The sequence below is a fragment of the Streptomyces sp. NPDC087906 genome (assembly GCF_055584925.1).
Genome location: NZ_JBVJLC010000002.1, coordinates 701,574 through 725,522, shown reverse-complemented (window position 1 = coordinate 725,522; position 23,949 = coordinate 701,574). Strand labels below are relative to the sequence as shown.

Here is a 23,949-nt window from a genome sequence, read left to right as displayed (position 1 = left end):
GAACGTACGGAGGGCGAGATCAATTTGTCAACGACTCTACCAAATAAGGGTCGCCGGGTCTTCAGTGCTGACCGAGGCGTTTGAGCAGGGTGCGCAGCGAGTGCGCCGCCTCGGTGACGGCGCCGGCGATCTCCTCGGCGCGCGCGTCGTCCATCCGGACCTTGGGCACGGAGCAACTGATCGCGTCGCCGCCGCCGTGTCCGGTACCGAGTGCGACGGCCACGCACCGGATGTCGACGGAGTTCTCCCCGTCGTCGGACGCCCAGCCGCGCAGCCGGGCGTCGGCGAGCTGCGCGAGCAGTTCGTCCGGATCGGTGACGGTGTCGGGGGTGAGCCGCTCCAGCGGCCAGTTGAGCCGCATCCGCACCTCGGCCGCCTCGTACTGGGAGAGCATCGCCTTGCCCAGCGCCGTGGCGTGCGCCGGCAGCCGTCTGCCCACCGCCGAGTACATCCGCAGCGCGTGCCGCGACTCGCGTTTGGCCAGGTAGACGACGTCCGTGCCGTCGAGCCTGCCCAGATGGACCGACTCGCCGGTCTCCTCGGCGAGCGCGTCGAGCACCGGACCCGCGAGGCTCGTCACGTCGTCGCCCTCCAGATACGCGGTCCCCGTCAGCAGGGCCTTGAGGCCCAGGCTGTAGCGGGTGCCGGTGCCGTCCAGGTCCACCCAGCGCCTGGCCTCCATGGTGCGGAGGATCGCGTGCAGGCTGCTCTTCGGCACGGCCATCGCCGACGCCATCTCGGCGAGCGAGAGCCGGGCGCCGTTCTCCCCGAGCAGTTCGAGCACCTCAAGTACCCGGGCGGCGGACTTGACCTCTTCCGGCCTCCGCCCACGCGCTGCTGCTGCCACCGATTCCACGGAACCTCCGCTTCTCGTACCGGGCGCCCCTCGGCGACCGGTCAGCACGATTCTCGACGTGCGTCTTGACGCTATATCACTACGACCATAAGTTCAGTGACTCCAACGTCATTCGGTCTTCTGAACGCTTGATTCCTAGGTAGGGGCCATGCGCATACCTTTCACGCGGAATGCCAGGTTCGCGGCGGTCGCCGCGGTTACGGCACTCTCACTCACCACCCTCTCCGCCTGCGGCGGTTCAGGAGGCTCCGGCAGCGACGCGAAGTCGCTGGAGATGTGGACCTTCAAGCAGTCGCACGTGGCGGCGCTGCGGACCGCCGCCGCCCAGTTCAAGAAGCAGACCGGCATCACGGTCAAGATCGACGCGTACACCCCCGACGACGCCTACACCACCAAGGTGCAGAGCGCCGCCAAGACCGGGGACCTGCCGGACGTGCTCGAAGTCCACTCCGACGGTGAGGACCGGGTGTTCGGCGCGGCAGGGGTCGTCAGCGACATCAAGGACGACTTCAAGGGCGCCTGGGCCGGCCGGATGCAGGACGCGGTGCAGAACTCGGGCCTGGTGACCGACGCCCGGTTCAAGGCCGCGCAGCCCGCGTCCGCCAAGGACCACGGGATCAAGAACGGCGCCCGCTACAGCGTGCCGTTCACCGCCGGCACCTTCGGCATCGTCTTCGCCAACAAGAAGATGCTGGCCGACGCCGGATTCACCAAGCCTCCCGCCAGTTGGGAGGAGTGGCTCGACATGCTGAAGAAGACCACGGCCAAGGACCCGAAGAAGGGCGGCATCTCGCTCGGCCTCAAGGTCCAGGCGACCGGGCTGACCTGGATCCTCCAGCCGCTCGCCTTCGCCCAGCTCGGACAGCAGCCCTACGAGGCGCTGTTCAAGCAGGACAAGAGCACCGACTTCGCCTCGCCCAACGGCACCAAGGTCCTCGGCCTCTACGACCAGTTGACGCCGTACTGGATGCCGGGCACCCAGACCCTCACCATCGACGAGGGCGACCAGGCCTTCGCCCAGGGCAAGTCGGCGTTCGACGTGGGCGGCACCTTCACCCTCGCCTTCCTCAAGCAGAACGGCATGAACCCCGAGGACGTCATCGCGTTCGGACTGCCCGCGCCCAAGGACGGCGCCGTGCCCCAGCGCGCCCTCGGCCCGCAGGCGCTGACGGGGCTCAGCGTCTCCGGCACCAGCAAGCAGCCGGAGAACGCCAAGAAGTGGATGGAGTTCCTGTCCGGCGAGAAGGTCGCCGCCCAGTTCGCCAAGGACTCCGCCGACCTGCCCGCGACCGAACTCGGCGCCGACTCCGAGGCGTTGCTCGGCCCGACCCTCAGCGCCCTGGTCGCCAGCTTCAAGGGCACCCCGGAGAACACCTACAACCCCAGCCCCGACGTGGACTTCCGCCCCTCGGGCTACGAGCAGGACGACGCGGGCGCCATCCTCGCCGACCTCACCCCGCTGAAGCAGCAGTCCGTCGAGGTGACGGGCCAGAAGCTCAGCAAGCTCATCGACTCCTACTGGGCGGCCCTGCGGTGACGACGGCCGTCCGCAGTACCGTGCCGGACACGGCGGGCGGCGGCGGCGCGGGCAACACCTCGCCGCGCCGCCGCGCGCGCCGGTACGAAGCGCTGTCCGGGTATCTGTTCGTCGCCCCCGCGGTGGTTCTGTTCCTCGTCATGGGCGTCTACACCGTGGGGTACGGCTTCGCCCTCAGCTTCGCGACCTGGAACGGATTCACCCCCGACTGGACCTGGGTCGGCCTCGACAACTACGCCGACCTGCTGTGGCGCGACCCGATCTACGCGCCCCGGGTGCGGCACGCGGCGCTCAACACCCTCTGGGTCATGATCGCCGTACCCACCCTGACCGTCGCGGTGTCCTTTCCGCTCGCCGTCCTGCTCAACCAGGCCAAGCGGATGCAGTCCGTGCTGCGTTCGGTGTACTTCGTGCCGTACGTGACCACCGGCATCGCCGTCTTCTTCGCCTGGCAGTACATCCTCCAGCCGGACGGCGCGATCAACACACTGCTCGACGGGCTCGGACTCGGCTCGCTCGCCCAGCCGCAGGGCTGGCTCGGCAATCCGCACACCGCCCTGCCCACCATCATCGTGGTGACGGTGTGGAGTTCGGTGCCCGTGTCGATGCTGCTGTATCTGACGGGCCTTCAGGGCATCGACCGCAGCGTGCTGGAGGCGGCCCAGCTCGACGGCGCCGGCTGGTGGCGCACCAACGCGTCCGTGGTGTGGCCGCTGCTGCGGCCGATCACCGCCATCGTCGTCCTGCTCAACCTGCGGGAGTCGCTGCAAGGCTTCCAGACCTTCCTGGTCATGACCAACGGCGGCCCGGGCGACCACACCAACGTGCTGGGCCTTGAGGCGTACCGCCTCGCGTTCCTCAAGAACCTCTCGCCCACGCTGGGGCTCTCCAGCGCGCTCGGCTGGATCCTCTTCGCCGTCGCGCTGATCCTCGCCCTGATCAATCTGCGAGCGCTGCGGAGCAAGACATGACATCGATATCGGTCAAGGCACGCCCCGGCACACCGGACGACGCGAAGGCCCGCAGGCACCGGCTCACCGCCCGTGCGGTGGTGGGCGTGCTGCTCGGCCTCTACGGACTCGTCAGTGTGTACCCGTTCCTGTGGATGGTCTCGGCGGCCTTCAAGGACCAGGTCGAGGTGGTGCGCGGCGGTCATCTCATCCCGCAGAACCCGACGTTCGACACCCTGGTCGACACCTGGAACAAGCTGCACTTCTTCGACTTCTTCATGAACAGCCTGCTGGTCACCCTCTACACCGTCGTGCTGACGGTGGTGGTGTACTCGGCGGCCGGCTACGCGTTCGCCGTGCTGCGCTTCCCCGGCAGGGGCGCGCTGCAGAAGCTGTTCGTCTCGCTGCTGTTCGTGCCCGGGGTCACGGTGATGCTGCCGATCGTGATGCTGGAGAACAAACTGGGCATCCTCGGCACGCACTTCGGGCTCGTACTGCCGTTCGTCAACGGCGGCGCCCCGCTGTCCATCCTGCTGATGACCGGGGCGTTCCTCGCCGTGCCGGGCGAGCTGCGCGACTCGGCACGGGTCGACGGCGCGAGCGAGCTGCGGATCTTCACCGGGGTCTATCTGCCGCTGGCACGGCCCGCGTTGATCACCGTGGCCCTGCTGACCGCGATCCCGACCTGGAACGAGTACCTGCTCACCCGGGTCTCGCTGAACGACCCGTCCACCTTCACACTGCCGCTCGGGCTGCAGACGCTGTCGTCGGAAAGCGTGCCACACTACAACAACCTGATGGCGGGCGCGCTGATCGTGGTGATCCCGGTGATCGTGCTCTTCCTGAGTCTCCAGAGGTATTTCGTGAACGGTCTCGTCGGGGCGGTGAAGGGCTGATGCGGGTGCTGGTCACCGGCGCCGCCGGCCATATCGGGCGCTACGTGCTGGACGATCTGCTGGCGCACGGCCACGAGGTCGTCGCCACCGATCTCGTACCGGTCGACGAACCGCGCGCCGAGCGGGTGCACACCGGCGACCTCCAGGACCCCGAGCTGGTGCGCAAGGCGATGGACGGCGCCGAGGCCGTCGTCCATCTGGGGGCCATCCCGCACCCCAACGGCCCAGATCCCAGCGCCCTGTTCGCGACCAACTGCCTCACCGCGCACCGGGTGCTGGACGAGGCGGGGCGCGCCGGGGTCGGCCGCGTGGTGGCGGCCTCCAGCCTCTCCGCCGTCGGTCTCGCCTGGTCGCCCGAACCGCAGTCGCCGCGGTACGTGCCGCTGGACGAGGAGCACCCGATCCTGGTCCAGGACCCCTACGGGCTCTCCAAGGTGGTCCTGGAGGAGACGGCCCGCGCCACTCACCGCCGCTACGGCACCGGCATCGTCTGCATGCGCTTCCCGTTCGTCGGCGCCGGCGACCGGCTGCGGATCCAGCTCGACCACGTACGCGCCGATCCCGGCTCCAACCGCGCCGAGTTGTGGGGCTGGCTGGACACCAGGGACGCGGCCGAGGCGATCCGCCGCGCCCTGGAGGCGGAGATCGGCGGCTGCCACGTCGTCAACGTCGTCGCCCCGGACACCGCGTCCGACCTGCCGACGGCGACGCTCATGGCGCGGTACCACCCCGGAGTGCCGGCCTTCGCCGAACTGGCCGGGCACGGCGGGCTGTTCGACATCGGCGCGAGCACCAGGCTCCTCGGTTTCGTGCCCCGGCACAGTTGGCGCACCGGCACACCGCCCCCCACCGAGGAGCCCTGAGCGGATATCCAGGACATGTCACCCTGTGCGTCCGGGCTACTCCGCACGGTGACGACACGTCTCGCTTCGGGTACGGTGCGCGCGACCCGGAGGCCATGGTGGGAACGCCCGCGTTAGGCTGCGGGCGTTTCAGCCGAGCGAGATACGGAGAACGCGCACGATGGACACCGCTTCGCGCCGTGCGGGCGAACTGACCTACCGGGACGCCACCGCGGCCGACACCGACGCGATCGTCGCCCTCGTCGAGTCCGCCTACCGCGGTGACACCAGCCGCACCGGCTGGACCACGGAGGCCGACCTCATCGACGGGCAGCGGACCGACCCGCAGGGCGTGCTCGACGTCATCGAGGCCCCGGACAGCCGCATGCTCGCCGTGGAGCGCGACGGCGGGCTGATCGCCTGCTGCCAGCTCGAACACCGCGCTCCCGCCGCCTACTTCGGGATGTTCGCGGTGCGGCCCGGACTGCAGGGCGACGGGCTCGGCCGGCGGATCATCGCCGACGCCGAGCGGATCGCCTGCGAGACCTGGGGGGTGCGGGAGATGCAGATGACGGTCCTCACCCCGCGCGAGGAACTGATCGCCTGGTACGAGCGGCGCGGCTACCGCCGTACGGGAAAGCTGACGCCCTTCCCGTACGGCGACGAGCGCTACGGCGTACCGCGGCTCCCCGACCTGAAGTTCGAGCTGCTGGTCAAGCCGCTCGTCTGAGTTCGCGCGCGGGCCGCTCCCCGGTCCTGGCCCGCGCTCAGGCGGTGAACCGGCCGGTCCGCCTGATCTCCGGGAAGTCGGTGGTCACGGCGTCCAGCTCGAACGCCCTGGCCAGCCGCAACTGGTCCTGGGTGTTCACCACCCAGCCGATGACCCGCAGCCCCTCCGCGTGCGCCCGCTCCACGACCTCCAGCGTGAGCCTGCGGATGTTCAGGGCCAGCGAGCCGGCGCCCACCGCCGTGGCCCTGTCCACCACGTCGGCCTCCCAGCGGCTGGCGATCAGCACCGTACGCACCCCCGGCACCAGCGAGGCGATCTCGGCCACCGCCTCGTCGTGGAACGAGGACACCTCCACCCGCCCCGCCAGCCCGCGCCGGTGCAGCACCTCGGCCAGCGCGCGCGCCGCCGCCACATCCTTGATCTCGGCCTGCAGCGGCGAGCGCACCGCGTCCAGGACCTCCTCGAAGACCGGCACCCGCTCGCCCTTGCCCGCGTCGAGCTCCCGCAGCTCCGCGAGTGTCCGGTCGGCGATCGCGCCCGACCCGTCGGTCGTACGGTCCACTTGCGCGTCGTGCATCACGACGAGCGCGCCGTCCTTGCTCAGATGCAGATCGAGCTCGACGGCATCCATCCCCGCTTCCTGGGCGCGCACGAACGAGCGCAGGGTGTTCTCGGGTTCGACGCCCATCACTCCACGATGACCGATGGTGAGGAAAGTCAAGATCGTCTCGCTTCCTTCGACGGCGGCTCCCGCGCGGCACCGGTGCCTACGCGGCACTGCGGAAGCCTAACGGTCGGTAATCGGGATGTCTGTGCCGACGGCGCTCGACAGGAAAAACGACGGCCGTGACCCAGGTTTGACAGGAGAATTTACCCTGCCCGACTTGTAGGGACGGAAGAGACGCCTATACGCTCTCTTAACGGCGACAACGCAAGTTTCTCCCGTGGAGGATGTGACATGACGAAAATTCTTGAGCCGAAGGCCGCGCAGAACGGAATATCCAGCGACATGCGGGTGATCGATCACCCGGCCTGGCCCGCGCTCAAGAACGCCGTCGAAGAGATCAGGCCCTGGCAGTCCAAGGACGGCTCCATCGACTTCGACGCCGAGGGCGCACCCGCCCGCATCGCGGTGGAGGCGACACTGGACCGGGCCATCTCGGCCGTCGAGCAGCTTTCGCCGCTCCTGCCGCACGACGCGGACTACCACGCGGCGCTCGTCGCCGACCTGCGCCGCTGGGCCGACAGCGCCTTCGACGTACCGGACTTCCTCGACTCGCTGCTCGCCTTCCAGCCGGCCGCGCACCGGGCCGACGGGCTCCAGCATCTCGCCGTCTTCCCCATGTACACGCAGAACGGCAACCCGGACCGCAACCTCGAAGCGGTCGTGCTGCGGATGGTCTGGCCCGACTGGCTGGCCGAGCTGGAGCGCACCCGCTACGACAACCCGCTGTTCTGCGGCATCACCTTCGAGGACTTCACCCCGGGGTACGACACGAACTCTGCGGTGTTCTTCCCCGAGACCATCGCCGTGCGCGAGGCCCCCGAGCGGTTCAGTTGGGGCGGTATCTTCTGCGACCGCGAGGCCGCCCGCTTCCGCCGCGTCACCGAGGCGGCCGTCGACCTGCTCCATGTCGACCTGCCCGACGACGTCCGCGACATGCTCCGCGACCAGGACCGCTGCCAGCAGGCCTTCGTGCTCTGGGACATGATCCACGACCGCACGCACAGCCACGGCGACCTGCCGTTCGACCCCTTCATGATCAAGCAGCGCCAGCCGTTCTGGATGTACGGCCTGGAAGAGCTGCGCTGCGACCTCACCGCGTTCCGCGAGGCCGTGAGGCTGGAGGCTGACGGCGTGCCGCAGGGCCACGACGTGCAGATCGCGATGCTCTTCGACCGGCTGTTCCGCTTCCCCGTCACCGGCGCGCGCAACCGCAACTACGACGGTCTCGGCGGCCAGCTCCTCTTCGCCTACCTCCACAAGCACGACGTGGTGCGCTGGACGGACAACAGCCTGCGGATCGACTGGGCCGAGGTCCCGAAGGTCACCAACCAGCTCTGCGGCGAGATCGAGGAGCTGTACCGGGCCGGCATCGACCGCCCCAAGCTGGTCCACTGGTTCGCCGCTTACGACCTCGTCTCGACGTACCTCTCGCCGCACCCGGGTTCCCGCTGGGCCAAGGGCCCCGACGCGCTGGACCTCTCCCAGTTGCCCCGCAAGCTCGTCGACGACGTGCTTCCCGACGAGTTTCCGCTCAGCATGTTCTACGAGGCGCTCGCCAAGAAGCTGAAGAATGTGATCGCCTCGACCAAGGGCATCACGGCCACCGGCGCCGGACAGGGCGTCGAGCGGGCAGCCGCGTGAGCCCTGGCACGGACGGGCGAGCGGGGCTGCGCATGACGAGCGGGAGGCTGTACGGATGACGACGACCACGACCACGGACGGAACCGGCGAGGTGGCCGGCGGACTCGACGGCGCCGTGATCGCCGTGGCCGGAGCGGCGGGACCGGCAGGACAGGCGGCGCTGCTGCGCCTCGCGGGGGCGGGCGCGACCGTCGTCGGCGCCGACGCCGACCCCGTACGGCTGGCCGAGGCCGTCGAGGCGACCCGCGCGAAGCACGGCGGGGCGAGCGTCACCGGGGCCACCGTCGACCTGCTCGACCTTGACGCCACCAAGGCGTGGGCCGCCCGCGTCGAGGAGGAGCACGGCCGGATCGACGGCCTGGTCCACCTCGTCGGCGGCTGGCGCGGCGGGCGCTCCTTCACCGGGACCGACCTGGCCGACTGGGACCTGCTGGAGAAGCTGCTGATCCGAACGGTCCAGCACACCTCCCTGGCCTTCCACGACGCCCTGCTGCGCAGCGACCGCGGCAGGTTCCTGCTGATCAGCGCGGCCGGCGCGAGCAAGCCGACGGCGGGCAACGCCGCCTACGCCGCCGCGAAGGCGGCGGCCGAGGCGTGGACGCTGGCCCTGGCCGACTCCTTCCGCAAGGCGGGGGGCGAGGAAGGCCCGCGCACCGCTGCTGCGATCCTGGTGATCAAGGCACTGGTGCACGACGCGATGCGCGCCGAGCGCCCGGACGCGAAGTTCGCGGGCTTCACCGACGCCACCGACCTGGCAGACGCCGTCGCCGGTGTCTGGGACCGGCCCGCCAGGGAAGTGAATGGAACCCGCCTGTGGCTGACTCCCAAGCCGTGAGGTCCGCAGCGACGGACGCCCGCCGCCACCACGACCCCGCGTCGCGCGGCTTCGCAAGCGACAACTACGCGGGAGCCCACCCCGAGATCCTGGCGGCCCTGGCCCTCGCCAACGGCGGCCATCAGGTCTCGTACGGCGAGGACGACTACACCGGCCACCTCCAGCGCGTCATGCACAGCCACTTCGGCCCGACGGCCGAGGCGTACCCCGTCTTCAACGGCACGGGATCGAACGTCGTCGCACTCCAGGCGGTCACCGACCGCTGGGGCGCTGTGGTGTGCGCCGAGTCGGCGCACATCAACACCGACGAGTGCGCCGCGCCCGAGAAGGTCGCCGGGCTCAAGCTGCTGACCGTACCGACCCCGGACGGCAAGCTCACCCCCGAGCTGATCGACCGGCAGGCGTTCGGCTGGGACGACGAGCACCGGGCCAGGCCGCAGGTCGTCTCGATCACCCAGAGCACCGAGCTGGGGACGCTCTACACACCGGCCGAGATCAGGGCCATCTGCGAACACGCCCACGGGCTCGGCATGAAGGTCCATCTGGACGGCGCCCGCATAGCCAACGCCGCCGCCTCGCTCGACGTACCGATGCGGGCCTTCACCAACGCCGTCGGCGTGGACATCGTCTCCTTCGGGGGCACCAAGAACGGCATGCTCTTCGGCGAGGCCGTCGTGGTCCTCGACCCGGAGTCGGCGCACGCGATGAAGTACCTGCGCAAGCTGTCCATGCAACTGGCGTCCAAGATGCGCTTCGTCTCCGTACAACTGGAGGCACTGCTCGCGGGCGACCTGTGGCTGCGCAACGCCCGGCACAGCAACGAGATGGCGCAGCGGCTGGCCGCCGGGGTACGGGACGTGCCCGGCGTCGAGCTGCTGTATCCCGTCCAGGCCAACGGCGTCTTCGCCCGGCTGCCGCACGACGTCAGCGTCCGGTTGCAGCAGCGCTTCCGGTTCTACTTCTGGGACGAGGCGGCGGGCGACGTCCGCTGGATGTGCGCCTTCGACACCACGGAGGACGACATCGACAGCTTCGTCCAGGCGCTCAAGGAAGAGATGGCGCGCTAGCGCGCCAGGGTCTGTCGCCCGCGCGCCGCACTCCTCGGAGTGCGGCGCGCAGGCGTCGGCGCGCCCGGACGCGTCAGTTCTGCTCGGCCTCGCGGGCCTCGGCCGCCGTCGGCGCCGTACCGCCCAGATGCGCGGGCACCCACCAGGTGTCCGACGCGTCCCTCGGGCGGACCGGATAGGCGCGCTGCGCCGCTTCCAGCAGCTCCTGCACGCGCTCGCGCAGCCGCCGGGTGATGGCGCCCGCGTACTGGTCGGCCGGTGCCTCGACGCGCTCGCCGACCCGGATCGTCACCGGGATGTGGTTGCGCCGGAAGTTGCGCGGCCTGCCCTTGGTCCACAGCCGCTGGGTGCCCCACAGCGCCATCGGGATCAGCGGCACGCCGGCCTCCTGCGCGAGGCGCGCCGCGCCCGACTTGAAGCTCTTGAGCGTGAACGACGGCGAGATCGTCGCCTCGGGGAAGACCCCGACGATCTCCCCGGACCGCAGCGAACGCAGCGCGTCGGCGTACGCCTTCTCGCCTTCCTTGCGGTCCACGGGGATGTGCTTCATCCCGCGCATCAGCGGACCGGAGATCCGGTGCCGGAAGACCGATTCCTTCGCCATGAAGCGGACGAGGCGCTTCTGGGGGAGCGAGGTGACGCCGGCGAAGATGAAGTCCAGATAGCTGATGTGGTTGCTGACCAGGACGGCCCCGCCGGTACGCGGAATGTTCTCGGTCCCCTGGGTGTCGATCTTCAGGTCGAGCGCCTTGAACCACGTACGGGCGACGCCGATGACCGGCCGATAGACGAGCTCTGCCATCTGGGGAGGACCCTTCTGTTCCGGGGAGGTTCTCCCAGCGGAAGTTACGCAGCCGTAGGTTTTCGGCATTGGGCCGATGGTGCCCCATACACGCCGCCGTGGCCAGTCCTCTTGTGCGCGTCAGGCGAGATTCTCGTCACGTCACCGCAGGCCCGGTGCCGTCCGCCGGAACAGCAGGTACATCTCGCAGCCCAGGCAGTAGGCGAAGGCCGCGTTGAGGAAGGCGGCCGCCAGGGCGCAGCCGGTGGCCGCGAGGGCGAGCCACTGCGGACCCCAGAAGTAGCCGACGAGACCGACCGCGGCGAAGGCGAACCCGACGGCCTGCGCGAAGCGCGGGGGAGCGGGCGACTCGAACTCCCTGGCGGGGCCGAGCCGCGGGCGTACGACGGTGCGGAACAGCCAGCCGTACGGCGAGCGCGGCACACCGGCGGCGGCGCCGAGGGCGAAGCACAGGGTCTGCCAGACCAGCAGCCAGCCGCTGCCGGTGACGAGGACCACGGCGAGTACGAGCGTCGTGACGGCCGCTCCGAAGCGGGGCCCTCTGATGTCGATGTCCATCCCACCAGCATCGCCTACCCCGGGCGTTCGGCGGCCGGGGAATATTTTGCGGTTCTGTGAACGCTGAACCGGTCCATGACGACGACTGGGCTCGTGGTGTGTGCCGCCGTGCTCGTGGCCGCGAGCGTGTTCGGGCTGCTGCACCGCCGTGCCGACGGGAGGCTGAAGGTGCGCGGTGACGACGGCGAGCGGCGGCTCGACTCCGGCGACCTGGGCGCCGAGCTGGGGGCGCGGGCCACGCTCGTGCAGTTCTCCAGCGCCTTCTGCCAGCCCTGCCGGGCGACCAGACGCACCCTCACCGAGGTGGCCGAGCTGGTCGACGGCGTCTCCCATGTGGAGATCGACGCCGAGCAGCGGCTCGAACTCGTCCGCGAGCTGGGCATCATGAAGACCCCCACGGTGCTCGTGCTCGACGCCACCGGGCGGATTGTCCGGCGCGCCGCCGGGCAGCCGCGCAAGGTGGACGTGATCGCGGCGCTCGGCGCGGCGGTGTGAGGTGCGCACTTGACTGCGCCCGGCCCGCCTCGTCACGCTGAGCAGGGGTTCACGGACCCGTTCGTAACCCCTCCCAGAAGGACGGCTCGATGACGGCGACGCACGGCGCTGGCACTCCCCGGCTCGCCTCGGCCGATCTGCTCCGCTCCGTCTTCCGGCAGCACGCGGCCGGCGTGGCCGTCATCACCGCCGCCGGCGAGAGCCCGGTCGGCTTCACCGCCACCTCGCTCAACTCCGTCGCCGCCGAACCGCCGCTGGTCTCCTTCGGCGTCGGCACCGGCTCCTCCAGTTGGCCGGTGATCGCGCGGGCCGACCATGTCGGGGTCCACATACTCGGCGAGCACCAGGACGCGCTGGCCGCCACCTTCGCCCGCAGCGGCGCCGACCGCTTCGCCCCGCCCACCTCCTGGCGTACCGGACCCGAGGGCGTGCCGGTGCTCGACGGCGTACTGGCCTGGCTGGTCTGCCGGGTCGTCGCGCGGATACCCGCCGCCGACCACCGCATCGTCGTGGCCCAGGCGGTCGTGGGCGATCCGGCGGGTTCCGGACGGCCGCTGCTGTACCACCAGGGGCGGTTCAACGCCCTGCGTGACTGACCTGCGCGCCAGACCGGCGCGCCAGGGCGTTCGTGCTTGCGGCAACCCGTTGGCAAGGTCACAGTTATGAGCGCTTGCTTACTGGGCACGAGGTACACAAGGATGGAATTACTGACGAGTAATAATGTTGCCGGTGCGCCGGTCTCCCTGACCGGCCGCCCCCTGGGGCACCTATGCTGTATGCAATGAGGCAGCCCGGAAATGACGACGTAGTAGGAGAGCCGGCGTGAGCTTGAGGATCGTTGTCTGTGTGAAGTACGTGCCCGACGCCACCGGCGACCGGCACTTCGCCGATGACCTGACCGTCGACAGGGACGATGTCGACGGTCTGCTGTCGGAACTCGACGAGTACGCGGTGGAGCAGGCGCTGCAGATCGCCGACTCCGCCGACGACGCGGAGGTCACCGTCCTGACGGTCGGACCCGAGGACGCCAGGGACGCGCTGCGCAAGGCGCTGTCCATGGGCGCCGACAAGGCCGTCCATGTCGAGGACGACGGACTGCACGGCACCGACGTCCTCGGTACGTCGCTGGTGCTCGCCAAGGCCATCGAGAAGACCGGATACGACCTGGTCGTCTGCGGCATGGCCTCCACCGACGGCACGATGGGCGTGCTGCCCGCGATGCTCTCCGAGCGGCTCGGCGTCCCGCAGGTCACGCTGCTCTCCGAGATCTCCGTCGAGGGCGGCACGGTCAAGGGCCGCCGCGACGGCGACGCGGCGAGCGAGCAGCTCGAAGCGTCGCTGCCGGCCGTCGTGTCCGTGACCGACCAGTCGGGCGAGGCGCGCTACCCCTCCTTCAAGGGCATCATGGCCGCGAAGAAGAAGCCGGTGGAGACGCTGGACCTGGAAGACCTGGACATCGAGGCCGACACGGTGGGGCTGGCCGGCTCCTGGACCGCTGTCGACTCGGCGGCGCAGCGCCCGGCCCGTACGGCGGGCACGATCGTCAAGGACGAGGGCGACGGCGGCAAGCAGCTCGCGGAGTTCCTGGTGAGCCAGAAGTTCATCTGAGCTGCTTCGGGAGTCCCGGCCGAAGCGAGCGGGCAATCGCATGCGAATTGCATGCAATGACCGCCGCCGCCGGCTCCGAACGACTCCGCCACACCCGGCCCTCGCGGTCGGACCGCCCTCCCGGACCGAGTCCGGACATCTCGCGCAGGAGTAGCAATGGCTGAAGTTCTCGTCTATGTCGACCATGTGGACGGTGCCGTCCGCAAGCCCACCCTGGAACTGCTGACGCTGGCCCGCCGGATCGGCGAGCCCGTCGCCGTCGCGCTCGGCGCGGGAGCGGCGGACACGGCGGCCGCGCTCGCCGAGCACGGCGCGGTGAAGGTACTCACCGCCGACGCCCCCGAGTTCGCCGACTACCTCGTCGTGCCGAAGGTCGACGCGCTGCAGGCCGCGTACGACGCCGTGTCGCCCGCCGCCGTGCTGCTGCCCTCGTCGGCCGAGGCCAAGGAGATCGCCGCCCGGCTCGCCGTGCGCATCGGCTCGGGTCTGATCACCGACGCGGTCGACCTGGAGGCCGGCGACGGCGGCCCGGTGGCCACGCAGTCCGCGTTCGCCGCCGCCTTCACCACCAAGACCCGGGTCTCCACGGGCACGCCCGTCATCACCGTGAAGCCCAACTCGGCGCCGGTCGAGCCCGCCGCCGCCGCGGGGACCGTCGAGGCCCTCTCGGTCTCCTTCGGCGCCGCGGCGACCGGTACCAAGGTCGTCTCCCGCACCCCGCGCGAGTCGTCGGGCCGCCCGGAGCTGACCGAGGCCGCGATCGTGGTCTCCGGCGGCCGCGGGGTCAACGGCGCGGAGAACTTCGCCGTCATCGAGGCGCTCGCCGACTCGCTCGGCGCGGCCGTCGGCGCCTCGCGCGCCGCCGTCGACGCCGGCTGGTACCCGCACTCCAACCAGGTGGGCCAGACCGGCAAGTCGGTCTCCCCGCAGCTCTACGTCGCCTCCGGCATCTCCGGCGCCATCCAGCACCGCGCCGGTATGCAGACGTCGAAGACGATCGTCGCGATCAACAAGGACGCCGAGGCGCCGATCTTCGACCTCGTGGACTACGGCGTCGTCGGCGACCTCTTCGAGGTCGTGCCGCAGTTGACCGAAGAGGTCAAGACCCGCAAGGGCTGACCCGCCACGTCGGAACGGGCCACGGGGCCGCGCGGTGCACTCCACCGCGCGGCCCCGCCGCGTTTCCGGCCGCCATTGACGTGGCCCGGGGTGCCACATACCGTCGTTCAACAGAATGTTGAATCAGTGCAACCGGGAGGGTGTGTCCATGGGGCAGCAGGAGAAGGTGGCCACGAGCATCGCCGGCGCGGTCAGCGCGGAGATCAGCGCCTCACTCGCACCGGTCGACGCCGAACTCGCCCGCCGCTACCCGGGCGACCCCGGCACCCGCCAGCCCGTCCACACCGTCTACGTGCCCGCCGACGTGTTCGAAGCGGGCACCGTGCGCTCCTGGGGCGACCAGGCGCTCGCCGCCCTCGACGAACACGCCCCGGACGCCGCGTCGCTGGCGAAGGTCCTCGGCCTCTCCGACGAACTCGCCGGGCCCGTCCACGAGCGCGTACGGGCCAAGCTGGCGCGCGAGCCGGTCGAAGACCTGCGCATCGACTTCGAGGACGGCTACGGGCCGCGCCCGGACGCCGAGGAGGACGCGGCGGCGGCCCGCGCCGCCCGGCTCGTCCAGGAGGCGTACGCGAACGGCACGGCGCCGCCGTACCTGGGCATCAGGCCCAAGTGCCTGGAGGCGCCCGTACGGGAGCGCGGCATCCGCACCCTCGACGTCTTCCTCACCGGGCTGCTGGCGTCCGGCGCTCTGCCCGAAGGGCTCGTGCTGACCCTGCCCAAGGTCACCTACGCCGAGCAGGTCGCGGCGATGGCGCGGCTGCTGGCCGCCTTCGAGGAGGCGCGCGGTCTCGCGCCCGGCCGGATCGGCTTCGAGATCCAGATCGAGACCAGCCAGTCCATCCTGGCCGCCGACGGCACGGCGACCGTGGCCCGCATGATCGAGGCGGCCGGCGGCCGGGCCACCGGACTGCACTACGGCACCTTCGACTACAGCGCCTGCGTCGGCGTCAGCGCCGCCTACCAGTCGAGCGACCACCCGGCGGCCGACCACGCCAAGGCCGTCATGCAGGTCGCCGCAGCCGGCACCGGCGTACGGGTCTCCGACGGCTCGACCAACGTGCTGCCGGTCGGCCCGACCGCCCAGGTGCACGAGGCGTGGCGGCTGCACTACGGGCTCACCCGGCGCGCTCTGGCGCGCGCGTACTACCAGGGCTGGGACATGCACCCCGGGCATCTGCCGACGCGTTACGCGGCCGTCTACGCCTTCTACCGCGAGGGTATGGCGGCCGCCGCCGGCCGGCTCGCCGCGTACGCCGCCAGGACGGGCGGCGACGTGATGGACGAGCCGGCGACGGCGAAGGCGCTCAGCGGGTATCTGCTGCGCGGTCTGGACTGCGGTGCGCTCGACGACGACGAGGTCGCCGTACTGACCGGGCTGACCCGCGGCGACCTGGAGGCCTTCGCCGTACCCCGGCGCGGAGCCCTCACGGTCACGGCTCCGTAAGGTCCTCGCGCGCGGCTCCGGCCGTCAGCCCTTGCTGGAGCCCAGGGTCAGCCCGGAGACGAACTGCTTCTGGAGGGCGAAGAACACCACCAGGGTCGGGACGGCGACGATCAGCGCGGCGGCCGCGATCAGGTTGTTGTTGACGAAGAACTGCCCCGTGAGGTTGTTCAGCGCCGCGGTGATCGGCCGGTTGCTGCCGGTCTGCATCAGCACCGTCGCCCAGAAGAAGTCGTTGTAGATCCAGGTGAATTCGAGCGTCGCGAGGGCCGCCAGCACCGGCCGGCACAGCGGCATGACGATCTGCCAGTACTGCCGCCAGGCGGAGGCGCCGTCGACCAGCGCCGCCTCACCCAGCTCGCCCGGGATCGTGCGCATGTAGTTGGAGAGCACGAAGGTGCAGAAGCCGGTCTGGAAGGCGATGTGGATCAGGATGATGCCGAGGAAGGAGTCGTTGAGCTTCCCCGACTCGGCCATCCAGCTCGGCAGTTCGACCAACTGGTAGATCTTGAACAGCGGGGTGATCAGCGCCTGCTGCGGCAGCAGGTTGCCCGCTGTGAAGAGCACCAGCAGGGCGATGTTGATCCGGAACCTGAACCGCGCCACCACGAAGGCGACCATGCTCGACAGCAGCAGCGTGATGATCAGCGCGGGCACCGTGATGAGCGCCGAGTTCCAGAAGTAGTGCGGCAGTTCGGCCTGCTGCCAGGCGGAGGTGAAGTTGTGCAGGTTGTAGTGGCCGCCGACCGACACGTACCCCAGCCGCTGGGTGTCCTCGTACGGCCGCAGCGCCGTGTACAGCGCGTAGATCAGCGGGGCGATCCAGATCAGGCAGGTGATGACGAGGAAGGTGTGCAGCAGGACGCGCCTGGTCTGGGACGGCCGCACGCCGCCGGCCACGGGCGAGGTGGCGATCCGCCGGGGAAGCTCGGTGGTCGTCGCGGTCATGCTCGCTCGTCCTTCCGGAACATGCTGATCAGATACGGCACGATGAAGATCATCGAGATCACCAGCAGGATGGTGGCCAGCGCGGAACCGAATCCGATGCGGCTGCCCGCGCCGATGATGTTGTTGGTGACCAGGACGGACAGCAACTCAAGACCGTTGGTGCCCTTGTTGATGACATAGACGATGTCGAAGGCGCGCAGCGACTCGATGACCGTGATCACCAGCACGACGATGTTGATCGGCCGCATCGCGGGCCAGACCACGTGCCGGAAGGTCTGCCAGCCGCCCGCGCCGTCCAGGGCCGCCGCCTCCTTCTGCGAGGGGTCGACGCTCTTCAGCCCGGCCAGGAACAGGATCATCACGTAACCGGCCTGCCGCCAGCAGGCCATCACCATGACCGCCCAGATGTTCAGGGACGGATTGCCCAGCCAGTCGACGACGTTGTGCTCCGCGTGCCCCGTCAGGTTGTTGATCAGGCCCTGGGTCGGCGAGAAGATCAGCTCGGTCATGAAGCCGACGAGCGCCAGCGAGAGCACCACCGGCAGGAACAGCACACTCTGGTAGATCCGGGAGAACCGGATCTGCTTGTCCAACTGGACGGCGAGGAAGAGCCCGAAGGGGGCCGGTACGCAGAAGAAGACCGCCAGCCAGATCAGGTTGTGCTCGATGGCCGGCTGGAACGGCGGATAGATCTCGAAGATGTTCTTGTAGTTCTCCGTGCCGACCCACTGGATGGTGGAGAAGTCACCGAACCCGGTCCAGGAGGAGAAGGAGAGGACGACGGACGCCAGCGCGGGGACCCAGACCAGGCCCACGGTCAGCAGCGTCGGTATCCCGGCCATCAGGCTCAGGACCACCCGGTCCCTGATGCTGAGCTGCCTCAGCTTTCGTCGCTTCGCCACCGGGGGCGCGGACCGCGCCGCGCCTTCCATTGCAGTCATGCGTTCCTCGCTGTCGTCACACTCTGGCCCGTTGTGCCGAACCGTGTCACCGGACACGGCGCGCCGGCCCCGAAGGGCCTTTCGTCTGGATCAGGCGAAAGGCCCTGGGCCCGGCGCCGCTGAATCCTGTCAGCTCCCCGCCGCCCAGATGGACTTGGCCTGCTTGTCGACGTTCGAGAGGATCCCCGACACATCACCGGGCTTGTTGAAGAAGCTCTGGATGGCGGGCAGCATCACCGGGTCGGCGAAGTCGGGCCGGGTGTCGCGGTCCATGAACTGCGAGAGGTTCTTCGCACCCTGGATCAGCTTCGTGGCCTCCTTCTGCGGGGCCGTGTACTTGGACTCGTCCACACCGGTCGCCGTCGCGATGTCGGCGGGGTTGGTACCGAGCCACACCTGCTGGGCCTTGGCCGTGCCCAGGTACTCCAGCAGCTTGTTGGCACCGGCCTTGTTCTTGGGCGACTTGGAGACCATCATCCCGTCGATCGGCGCCTCGACCGCGTCCTGGCCGTTGGCCGGGTCGATCTCGGGGAACGGGAAGAAGCCCAGGTCGTCGGCCTTGGCGCCGGTGAAGATCGTGCCGATCTGGTCCAGGCCGAGCACCATCATGCCGGCCTTCTGGTTCAGGATCTGCTGGGCGCCCTCCTGCCAGGTGAGACCCGCGAACCCCGGTGAGTAGTAAGGGATCAGCTCGCGCCACTGGTCGAACACGGCCTTGACCTTGGGGGAGTTCCAGTCCTCGCCCTTGCGCATCAGGTCGATGTGGAACTGGAACCCGTTGATGCGCATGTTGAGGTAGTCGAACGTACCCATGGACGGCCAGCCGTCCTTGTTGGTGAACGCGATCGGGATGAGCCCGTCGCCCTTGATCTTCTTGGCCAGGGCTATGTACTCGTCCCACGTGGTGGGCGGCTCGTAACCCTTCGACTTGAACAGGGACTTGCTGTAGAAGACCGCCCAGGGGTAGTAGTCGAACGGCACCAGGTAGTAGTGGCCGTCCTCCCCCTTGCTCTGCGCCTTCATGGCGTCGGTGTAGTTGGGGCCGATCTTCTTCCACACGTCGTCCACGTCGCTGACCAGGCCCTGGCCGGCGAAGAACTGCATGCGCTCACCGGCGAACCAGTTGAACACGTCGTCCGGGTTGCCCTGCAGATACGTCGAGATGTTCTGCTGGAAGGTGTTGTGGTCGACCCAGTTGGGCTTGACGGTCAGCCCGGTCGCCGACTTCGCCGAGTTGAAGAGCGTCTGGTACGCGCCCTTCGGCTGCGGCACCGCCGCGTTGGACCCGAAGGTCACCGTGCCCGTCGCGCTGCCGGAGTCGCCGGAGTCGTCGTCGCCACCGCACGCCGCGAGGAGCGGCGCCACGGCCAGCGAACCAACTCCGAACAGCGCGCCGCGCAGGATCGAGCGGCGATCGACCGTTCGCCGTGCGCTGTTGAACACGGACGATGCCGGCAGCCGGTCATCGGTCGGAGACTGAGTCATGAGCCCTCCCAGGACTGCGATCAAACAGAAGCGAACACGCTTGCTCAGATAGCAACAAGATCGCCTTGGCTGTCAAGGTATCGCCTGACACCAAAATCCCTGCGCATCCCGCCACCTCCGGCTCGACGCCACCGCGGGGACGCCGTGAAGCGGGTCCTGAGCGGGCGCTTTGCCGCCGAAGGGGAGGAAAGGTGCTCGCGAACGGGGATGTAACGATCCGGAAACCGAGCGGTGTCGCCGAATGCCGGTGGGAGAGTACCCGGTCCGCGCCGTTTCACGGCCCCGCCGCCGGGCCGGGATCGACACGATCGGCAACGGCGGCGGACGGGCGGGGAGTCGGGCCCGTTTCCGGGGTCAGCCCCGCGGCTGCGGAGCGATCTCGCCGGATCCGCGCGCGATGAGCCGGGTCGGCAGCACCACTCTCGACGGGGCGTCGGCGGCGCCGTCCAGCCGCTGGAAGAGCCGCTCGGCCGCCGTACGGCCCAGCGTCGCCGCGTCCTGCGCGACGACGGTGACACCGGGCTCCAGCAGATCGGCCAGCTCGATGTCGTCGAAGCCCACCAGGCCGACCGGCCGCCGGTGCTCCGCCAGCGCCCGTACCACGGTCACCGTCACCCGGTTGTTGCCGGTGAAGATCGCCGTCACCGGGTCCGGCGCCGCGAGCATCGAGACGACCGCCTCGTGGACCCGGTCCGGAGCGGTGGTGCCGAGCGACACCCACTCGTCCTCGATGTCGAGCCCCGCGTCCGCCATGGCGGTGCGATAGCCGCGCAGCCGCTCGACCGCGGTGTGGATCCGGGGCTGGTCGCCGATGAACCCGATCCTGCGGTGGCCGTGCGCGATCAGATGCGCCGTGCCCGACCGCGCGCCGCCGTAGCTGTCGGAGAGGATCGCGTCGGCGTCGATCCGGCCGGCCGGCCGGTCCACGAAGACGGTGGCGACCCCGGCCTTGATCTCCGGCTCCAGATAGCGGTGGTCATGGCCCGCGGGGATCACGATCAGCCCGTCGACCCGCCGCGCGCACAGCGCCAGCACCAGTTCCTGCTCGCGCTCCGGGTCCTCGGCGCTCGACCCGTTGATGAGCAGCGCGCCGTGCGCGCGGGCCACCTCCTCGACCGCGCGGTTCAGCGGGCCGTAGAACGGGTCGGCCAGATCCTCCAGCACCAGCCCGATACTGGCGGTGCGCCCCTTGCGCAGCACCCGGGCCGAGTCGTTGCGCCGGAAGCCCAGCGCGTCGATCGCCTCCTGGACCCGGCGCTCGGTGTCGGGCGTCACGCCCGGCTCGCTGTTCACCACACGGGAGACCGTTTTGAGGCCCACCCCCGCGCGGGCGGCCACGTCCTTCATGGTGGGCCTGCTGCCGTAGCGGTGCTCGGGGCGACGGGGGGTCTCGGCCACAGTGCGCTGTCCTGTCGTCGGTCGGTTTGCCCTGTCTGGGCGTGGCGACGAGCATAGGCCCTGGACAACGTTGTCAGGTGAATGGAGACTGTTGACTAGCAACAGGTCCACCCATCCTCCGCCACCCGCGGAGATGCTTCTTCACCCGGGAGATCCGACACCGATGCAAACCGACACCGTCGCCGCCCTGGACATCGGCGGTACCAAGATCGCCGGCGCGTTGGTGGACGGCAGCGGCAGGATCCTCGTGCGGGCCCAGCGGCCGACCCCCGCGCAGGAGGACGGCGAGGCCGTGATGGGCGCCGTCGCAGAGGTGCTGGCCGAGGTCGCCGCCTCGCCGCTCTGGCCGTCCGCGACGGCTGTGGGCATCGGCAGCGCGGGTCCGGTCGACGCGTCGACCGGTACGGTCAGCCCGGTCAACGTGCCGGGATGGCGCGACTTCCCGCTCGTGGAGCGGGTGAGCAGGGCGACCGGAGGACTGCCGGTGACGCTCGTCGGCGACGGGGTCGCGATCACGGCCGCCGAGCACTGGCAGGGCGCGGCCCGCGGCTACGACGACGCGCTGTGCATGGTCGTCTCCACCGGTGTCGGCGGCGGACTGGTCATCGGCGGGAAGCTCCACCCGGGCCCGACGGGCAACTCGGGCCACATCGGCCATATCAGCGTGGACCTGGACGGCGACCTCTGCCCGTGCGGCGGGCGCGGCTGCGTCGAGCGCATCGCCAGCGGCCCCAACATCGCACGCAGGGCCCTTGAGGGCGGCTGGCAGCCGGGCGCCGACGGCGACACGTCGGCCGCCGCCGTGGCCGCCGCCGCCCGCGCCGGGCATCCGGTCGCCATCGCCTCGTTCGAGCGGGCCGCCAAGGCGCTGGCCGCGGGCATCGCCGCGACGGCGACGCTGGTCGAGATCCGGATCGCGGTCATCGGCGGGGGAGTGGCGAACGCGGGCGAGGTGCTGTTCGCGCCGCTGCGCCGCTCGCTGCGCGACTACGCCACGCTCTCCTTCGTCCAGGACCTGACCATCGCCCCCGCGCTGACGGGCAGGGACGCGGGGCTGGTCGGCGCGGCTGCCGCGGCCTCGCTCGGTGCGAGGGACGACACGGCAGCGCCGGTCGCGGGCTGAGCCCGTCACGGACGCCGCCGTCACGTACGCCGCCGCCCCGGCCGCCGGGGTGGCGGATTGCGCCACGCCCGCCCGTACGGACAGCCGCACCGATGCCCGTAGGGCCGCCGGGGCGGGCGGTCAGCGGGTGGTCTGGCAGGCCATCCGCTCGCTGCCCCGGAACTTGACGCACAGCCGGCTGTCCGTGCCGGTGTTGCGGGTCGGCCAGGTGTGGCTGAGGGCGCGGCCCGAGCGGGTCGCCGTGCCCGTACCGGCCTGCCGGCCGTCCTGGTACAGCGTGACGCCGCGTGAGGTGAGACCGTCCGGCGGATTGGTCCACAGCGCCGTGACCGCGTTCGAACCACCGCTGCCGCGGAGCTGGATGCAGATCTGCGGGCCCGAGAAGTCATGGGTGCAGGCGCTGCTGTCGGCCGCCGCGGGCGCGGCCGTCAGGGACAGGGCGAGGCCCGCCAGGGCGAACGTCAGCGCGCCGCGCAGACCGGCCGGCGGGATCGGGTTCAGGGTCATGAATGCTCTCCGGGTCGTCCGGCGGTGGGCTGGGTTCACACGCCGGGTTCGCCGGCCTGCTGCGGTACGACCACGAGGAAGGCATCCGCCTCAAGGTCTATCACCACCTCGGCGGGCGTCCCTTCCGCCCGCCTGGCCCGCGCGAACTCCTCCGCGGGCCAACTGCCGCGGGGTCCGCCCGCGGGGAACTTCTCCAGTACCGTCCGGCGCATCGCGCACCCCCTTGTCACATCCGTGTCCAACGATTACCGGCCGCGTCCGTCACGGCCCTGCGGGGCGGCAGGTTCTGGCCAAGGGTTTCCCTCCCCGGGTGTTGCGGGCAATCCACTGAAGGCTACGGAAGAGGGGGAACCGTGATCGTTGTCTGGATCAACGGTGCGTTCGGAGCGGGCAAGACCAGCACCGCACGCGAACTGATCGACCTGATCCCGAACAGCACGTTGTACGACCCGAGACTGATCGGCGAGGGGCTGCGCTACCTGCTGCCGCCGAAGCGGCTCGCCGAGGTGGGTGACTTCCAGGACCTGCCGATCTGGCGGCGGCTCGTGGTGGACACGGCCGCCGCCCTGCTGGCAGAGGTGGGCGGCGTCCTCGTCGTTCCGATGACCCTGCTGCGGCAGGAGTACCGCGACGAGATATTCGGCGGCCTCGCCTCCCGGCGCATAGGCGTCCGGCATGTGCTGCTGACAACCGACGAAACGATCCTGCGCAACCGGATAGCGGGCCGCGACCCGGTCGACGACGACCCGGAGGTGGACGAGCGGGCCCGGCAGTGGTGCTACGAGCACATCGACGCGTACCGCGCGGCCCTCGGCTGGCTCGTCGGTGACACCCACGTCATCGACAACACCCGCCGCACGGCGGCCGAGACGGCGCGGGTGGTGGCCGAGGCGCTGGCCAGCGGCGCCGCCGGATTCTGCGACATCGTGCAGACCCCGGAGCCCACCGCCGAGACCGTCGCAGCCGGGGTGCTGCTCTTCGACGAGCAGGGCCGGGTGCTGCTCGTCGACCCCACCTACAAACCGGGCTGGGAGTTCCCCGGCGGCGTCGTGGAGGCCGGGGAGGCGCCCGCGCAGGCCGGGATCCGGGAGGTCGCCGAGGAGATAGGCATCGAACTCGACCACGTACCCAAGCTGCTGGTCATCGACTGGGAACCGCCCAGACCCCCCGGCTACGGCGGGCTGCGGTTGCTGTTCGACGGCGGCGAGCTGCCCGCCCGGTCGGCCGGACGGGTGCTGCTGCCGGGGCCCGAACTGCGCGGCTGGCGCTTCGTCGGCCCCGAGGAGGCGGCCACACTGCTGCCGCCCGCCCGCTGGGAACGGCTCCGCTGGGCGCTGCGGGCGCGGGCCGACGGGACCGTGCTCAACCTGGAGGCCGGCGTCCCGGTCGGCCGCTGAACCGGCGTACCGCCCCCGCGCACACGGGGGCGGTACTTCAGAC

25 protein-coding genes are annotated in these 23,949 nt (G+C 70.2%); 15 read left to right on the top strand and 10 right to left on the bottom strand.

Annotation, left to right across the window (positions count from 1 at the left end; all coding sequences use genetic code 11):
- Positions 1 to 61: 61 nt before the first annotated feature.
- A complete protein-coding gene (locus ACZ63I_RS08570; protein ID WP_469336668.1) occupies positions 62 to 847 on the bottom strand; it encodes an IclR family transcriptional regulator in 786 nt (261 codons plus the stop codon).
- Between the two features lie 157 nt (positions 848 to 1,004).
- Here ACZ63I_RS08570 and ACZ63I_RS08565 point away from each other — a divergent pair, with 157 nt between their 5' ends.
- From ACZ63I_RS08565 to ACZ63I_RS08545, 5 genes are all read left to right on the top strand, one after another.
- Positions 1,005 to 2,393, top strand: a complete 1,389-nt coding sequence (locus ACZ63I_RS08565; protein ID WP_469336666.1) for an ABC transporter substrate-binding protein — start codon at positions 1,005 to 1,007, stop codon at positions 2,391 to 2,393.
- Complete coding sequence (locus ACZ63I_RS08560; protein WP_469336664.1) at positions 2,390 to 3,364, top strand: carbohydrate ABC transporter permease; 975 nt, start codon at positions 2,390 to 2,392, stop codon at positions 3,362 to 3,364. Before ACZ63I_RS08565 ends, ACZ63I_RS08560 begins: the two co-directional genes overlap by 4 nt.
- On the top strand, positions 3,361 to 4,239 hold the full coding sequence (locus tag ACZ63I_RS08555; RefSeq protein ID WP_469336662.1) for a carbohydrate ABC transporter permease: 879 nt from the start codon (positions 3,361 to 3,363) through the stop codon (positions 4,237 to 4,239). The genes ACZ63I_RS08560 and ACZ63I_RS08555 overlap by 4 nt, the downstream gene beginning before the upstream one ends.
- Positions 4,239 to 5,102 carry an NAD-dependent epimerase/dehydratase family protein gene (locus ACZ63I_RS08550; RefSeq protein WP_469336660.1) on the top strand — a complete coding sequence of 288 codons (864 nt, stop codon included), beginning with the start codon at positions 4,239 to 4,241 and terminating at the stop codon, positions 5,100 to 5,102. Before ACZ63I_RS08555 ends, ACZ63I_RS08550 begins: the two co-directional genes overlap by 1 nt.
- 160 nt (positions 5,103 to 5,262) lie before the next feature.
- The gene (locus ACZ63I_RS08545) at positions 5,263 to 5,811 is read left to right on the top strand and encodes a GNAT family N-acetyltransferase (RefSeq protein ID WP_469336659.1); all 549 of its coding nucleotides are present in this window, start codon (positions 5,263 to 5,265) and stop codon (positions 5,809 to 5,811) included.
- Between the two features lie 37 nt (positions 5,812 to 5,848).
- Here ACZ63I_RS08545 and ACZ63I_RS08540 read toward each other — a convergent pair whose 3' ends face one another.
- Positions 5,849 to 6,532 carry a glycerophosphodiester phosphodiesterase gene (locus ACZ63I_RS08540; protein WP_469336657.1) on the bottom strand — a complete coding sequence of 228 codons (684 nt, stop codon included), beginning with the start codon at positions 6,530 to 6,532 and terminating at the stop codon, positions 5,849 to 5,851.
- A gap of 237 nt (positions 6,533 to 6,769) precedes the next feature.
- Here ACZ63I_RS08540 and ACZ63I_RS08535 point away from each other — a divergent pair, with 237 nt between their 5' ends.
- From ACZ63I_RS08535 to ACZ63I_RS08525, 3 genes are read left to right on the top strand one after another with little or no spacing between them, the layout of a single operon-like run.
- Positions 6,770 to 8,179 carry a DUF6421 family protein gene (locus tag ACZ63I_RS08535; RefSeq protein WP_469336655.1) on the top strand — a complete coding sequence of 470 codons (1,410 nt, stop codon included), beginning with the start codon at positions 6,770 to 6,772 and terminating at the stop codon, positions 8,177 to 8,179.
- A gap of 55 nt (positions 8,180 to 8,234) precedes the next feature.
- On the top strand, positions 8,235 to 9,014 hold the full coding sequence (locus tag ACZ63I_RS08530; RefSeq protein WP_469336653.1) for an SDR family NAD(P)-dependent oxidoreductase: 780 nt from the start codon (positions 8,235 to 8,237) through the stop codon (positions 9,012 to 9,014).
- Positions 8,993 to 10,081, top strand: a complete 1,089-nt coding sequence (locus tag ACZ63I_RS08525; RefSeq protein WP_469336651.1) for a threonine aldolase family protein — start codon at positions 8,993 to 8,995, stop codon at positions 10,079 to 10,081. Before ACZ63I_RS08530 ends, ACZ63I_RS08525 begins: the two co-directional genes overlap by 22 nt.
- A 73-nt stretch (positions 10,082 to 10,154) precedes the next feature.
- Here the strand turns inward: ACZ63I_RS08525 and ACZ63I_RS08520 are convergent, their stop codons facing one another.
- Positions 10,155 to 10,883 carry a lysophospholipid acyltransferase family protein gene (locus ACZ63I_RS08520; protein ID WP_469336650.1) on the bottom strand — a complete coding sequence of 243 codons (729 nt, stop codon included), beginning with the start codon at positions 10,881 to 10,883 and terminating at the stop codon, positions 10,155 to 10,157.
- A gap of 141 nt (positions 10,884 to 11,024) precedes the next feature.
- A complete protein-coding gene (locus ACZ63I_RS08515) occupies positions 11,025 to 11,441 on the bottom strand; it encodes a DUF4395 domain-containing protein (protein ID WP_469336648.1) in 417 nt (138 codons plus the stop codon).
- 75 nt (positions 11,442 to 11,516) lie between these two features.
- Between ACZ63I_RS08515 and ACZ63I_RS08510 the strand changes: the two genes are divergently transcribed.
- From ACZ63I_RS08510 to ACZ63I_RS08490, 5 genes are all read left to right on the top strand, one after another.
- Complete coding sequence (locus ACZ63I_RS08510; RefSeq protein ID WP_469336647.1) at positions 11,517 to 11,936, top strand: TlpA family protein disulfide reductase; 420 nt, start codon at positions 11,517 to 11,519, stop codon at positions 11,934 to 11,936.
- A gap of 89 nt (positions 11,937 to 12,025) precedes the next feature.
- Complete coding sequence (locus ACZ63I_RS08505; RefSeq protein WP_469336645.1) at positions 12,026 to 12,532, top strand: flavin reductase family protein; 507 nt, start codon at positions 12,026 to 12,028, stop codon at positions 12,530 to 12,532.
- 226 nt (positions 12,533 to 12,758) lie between these two features.
- Positions 12,759 to 13,544 carry an electron transfer flavoprotein subunit beta/FixA family protein gene (locus ACZ63I_RS08500; protein WP_469336643.1) on the top strand — a complete coding sequence of 262 codons (786 nt, stop codon included), beginning with the start codon at positions 12,759 to 12,761 and terminating at the stop codon, positions 13,542 to 13,544.
- 156 nt (positions 13,545 to 13,700) lie between these two features.
- Positions 13,701 to 14,663 carry an electron transfer flavoprotein subunit alpha/FixB family protein gene (locus tag ACZ63I_RS08495; protein WP_469336641.1) on the top strand — a complete coding sequence of 321 codons (963 nt, stop codon included), beginning with the start codon at positions 13,701 to 13,703 and terminating at the stop codon, positions 14,661 to 14,663.
- Between the two features lie 148 nt (positions 14,664 to 14,811).
- Positions 14,812 to 16,110 (top strand): DUF6986 family protein, encoded by a 1,299-nt coding sequence (locus tag ACZ63I_RS08490; RefSeq protein WP_469336640.1) that lies wholly within the window; start codon positions 14,812 to 14,814, stop codon positions 16,108 to 16,110.
- A 24-nt stretch (positions 16,111 to 16,134) separates the two neighbouring features.
- On the opposite strand, the gene ACZ63I_RS08485 is transcribed toward ACZ63I_RS08490, so the two are convergent.
- The 4 genes from ACZ63I_RS08485 to ACZ63I_RS08470 all read right to left on the bottom strand — a co-directional run bounded on the left by ACZ63I_RS08485 (position 16,135) and on the right by ACZ63I_RS08470 (position 20,879).
- Positions 16,135 to 17,055, bottom strand: a complete 921-nt coding sequence (locus tag ACZ63I_RS08485) for a carbohydrate ABC transporter permease (RefSeq protein WP_469336639.1) — start codon at positions 17,053 to 17,055, stop codon at positions 16,135 to 16,137.
- On the bottom strand, positions 17,052 to 17,996 hold the full coding sequence (locus ACZ63I_RS08480) for a carbohydrate ABC transporter permease (protein ID WP_469336637.1): 945 nt from the start codon (positions 17,994 to 17,996) through the stop codon (positions 17,052 to 17,054). The genes ACZ63I_RS08485 and ACZ63I_RS08480 overlap by 4 nt, the downstream gene beginning before the upstream one ends.
- 129 nt (positions 17,997 to 18,125) lie before the next feature.
- On the bottom strand, positions 18,126 to 19,481 hold the full coding sequence (locus ACZ63I_RS08475) for an ABC transporter substrate-binding protein (RefSeq protein WP_469336635.1): 1,356 nt from the start codon (positions 19,479 to 19,481) through the stop codon (positions 18,126 to 18,128).
- Positions 19,482 to 19,835: 354 nt separating this feature from the next.
- Positions 19,836 to 20,879 carry a LacI family DNA-binding transcriptional regulator gene (locus tag ACZ63I_RS08470; protein ID WP_469336633.1) on the bottom strand — a complete coding sequence of 348 codons (1,044 nt, stop codon included), beginning with the start codon at positions 20,877 to 20,879 and terminating at the stop codon, positions 19,836 to 19,838.
- A gap of 163 nt (positions 20,880 to 21,042) precedes the next feature.
- Here ACZ63I_RS08470 and ACZ63I_RS08465 point away from each other — a divergent pair, with 163 nt between their 5' ends.
- Positions 21,043 to 22,002, top strand: coding sequence for an ROK family protein (locus ACZ63I_RS08465; RefSeq protein ID WP_469336632.1), 960 nt, complete (start codon positions 21,043 to 21,045; stop codon positions 22,000 to 22,002).
- A 120-nt stretch (positions 22,003 to 22,122) separates the two neighbouring features.
- Here the strand turns inward: ACZ63I_RS08465 and ACZ63I_RS08460 are convergent, their stop codons facing one another.
- A complete protein-coding gene (locus ACZ63I_RS08460) occupies positions 22,123 to 22,509 on the bottom strand; it encodes a hypothetical protein (protein WP_469336631.1) in 387 nt (128 codons plus the stop codon).
- Between the two features lie 35 nt (positions 22,510 to 22,544).
- A complete protein-coding gene (locus ACZ63I_RS08455) occupies positions 22,545 to 22,721 on the bottom strand; it encodes a hypothetical protein (RefSeq protein ID WP_198533456.1) in 177 nt (58 codons plus the stop codon).
- A gap of 144 nt (positions 22,722 to 22,865) precedes the next feature.
- Between ACZ63I_RS08455 and ACZ63I_RS08450 the strand changes: the two genes are divergently transcribed.
- Positions 22,866 to 23,906: an NUDIX hydrolase gene (locus ACZ63I_RS08450; RefSeq protein WP_469337053.1), complete on the top strand. Its 1,041-nt coding sequence runs from the start codon at positions 22,866 to 22,868 to the stop codon at positions 23,904 to 23,906.
- The last annotated feature ends 43 nt before the right edge of the window (positions 23,907 to 23,949 follow it).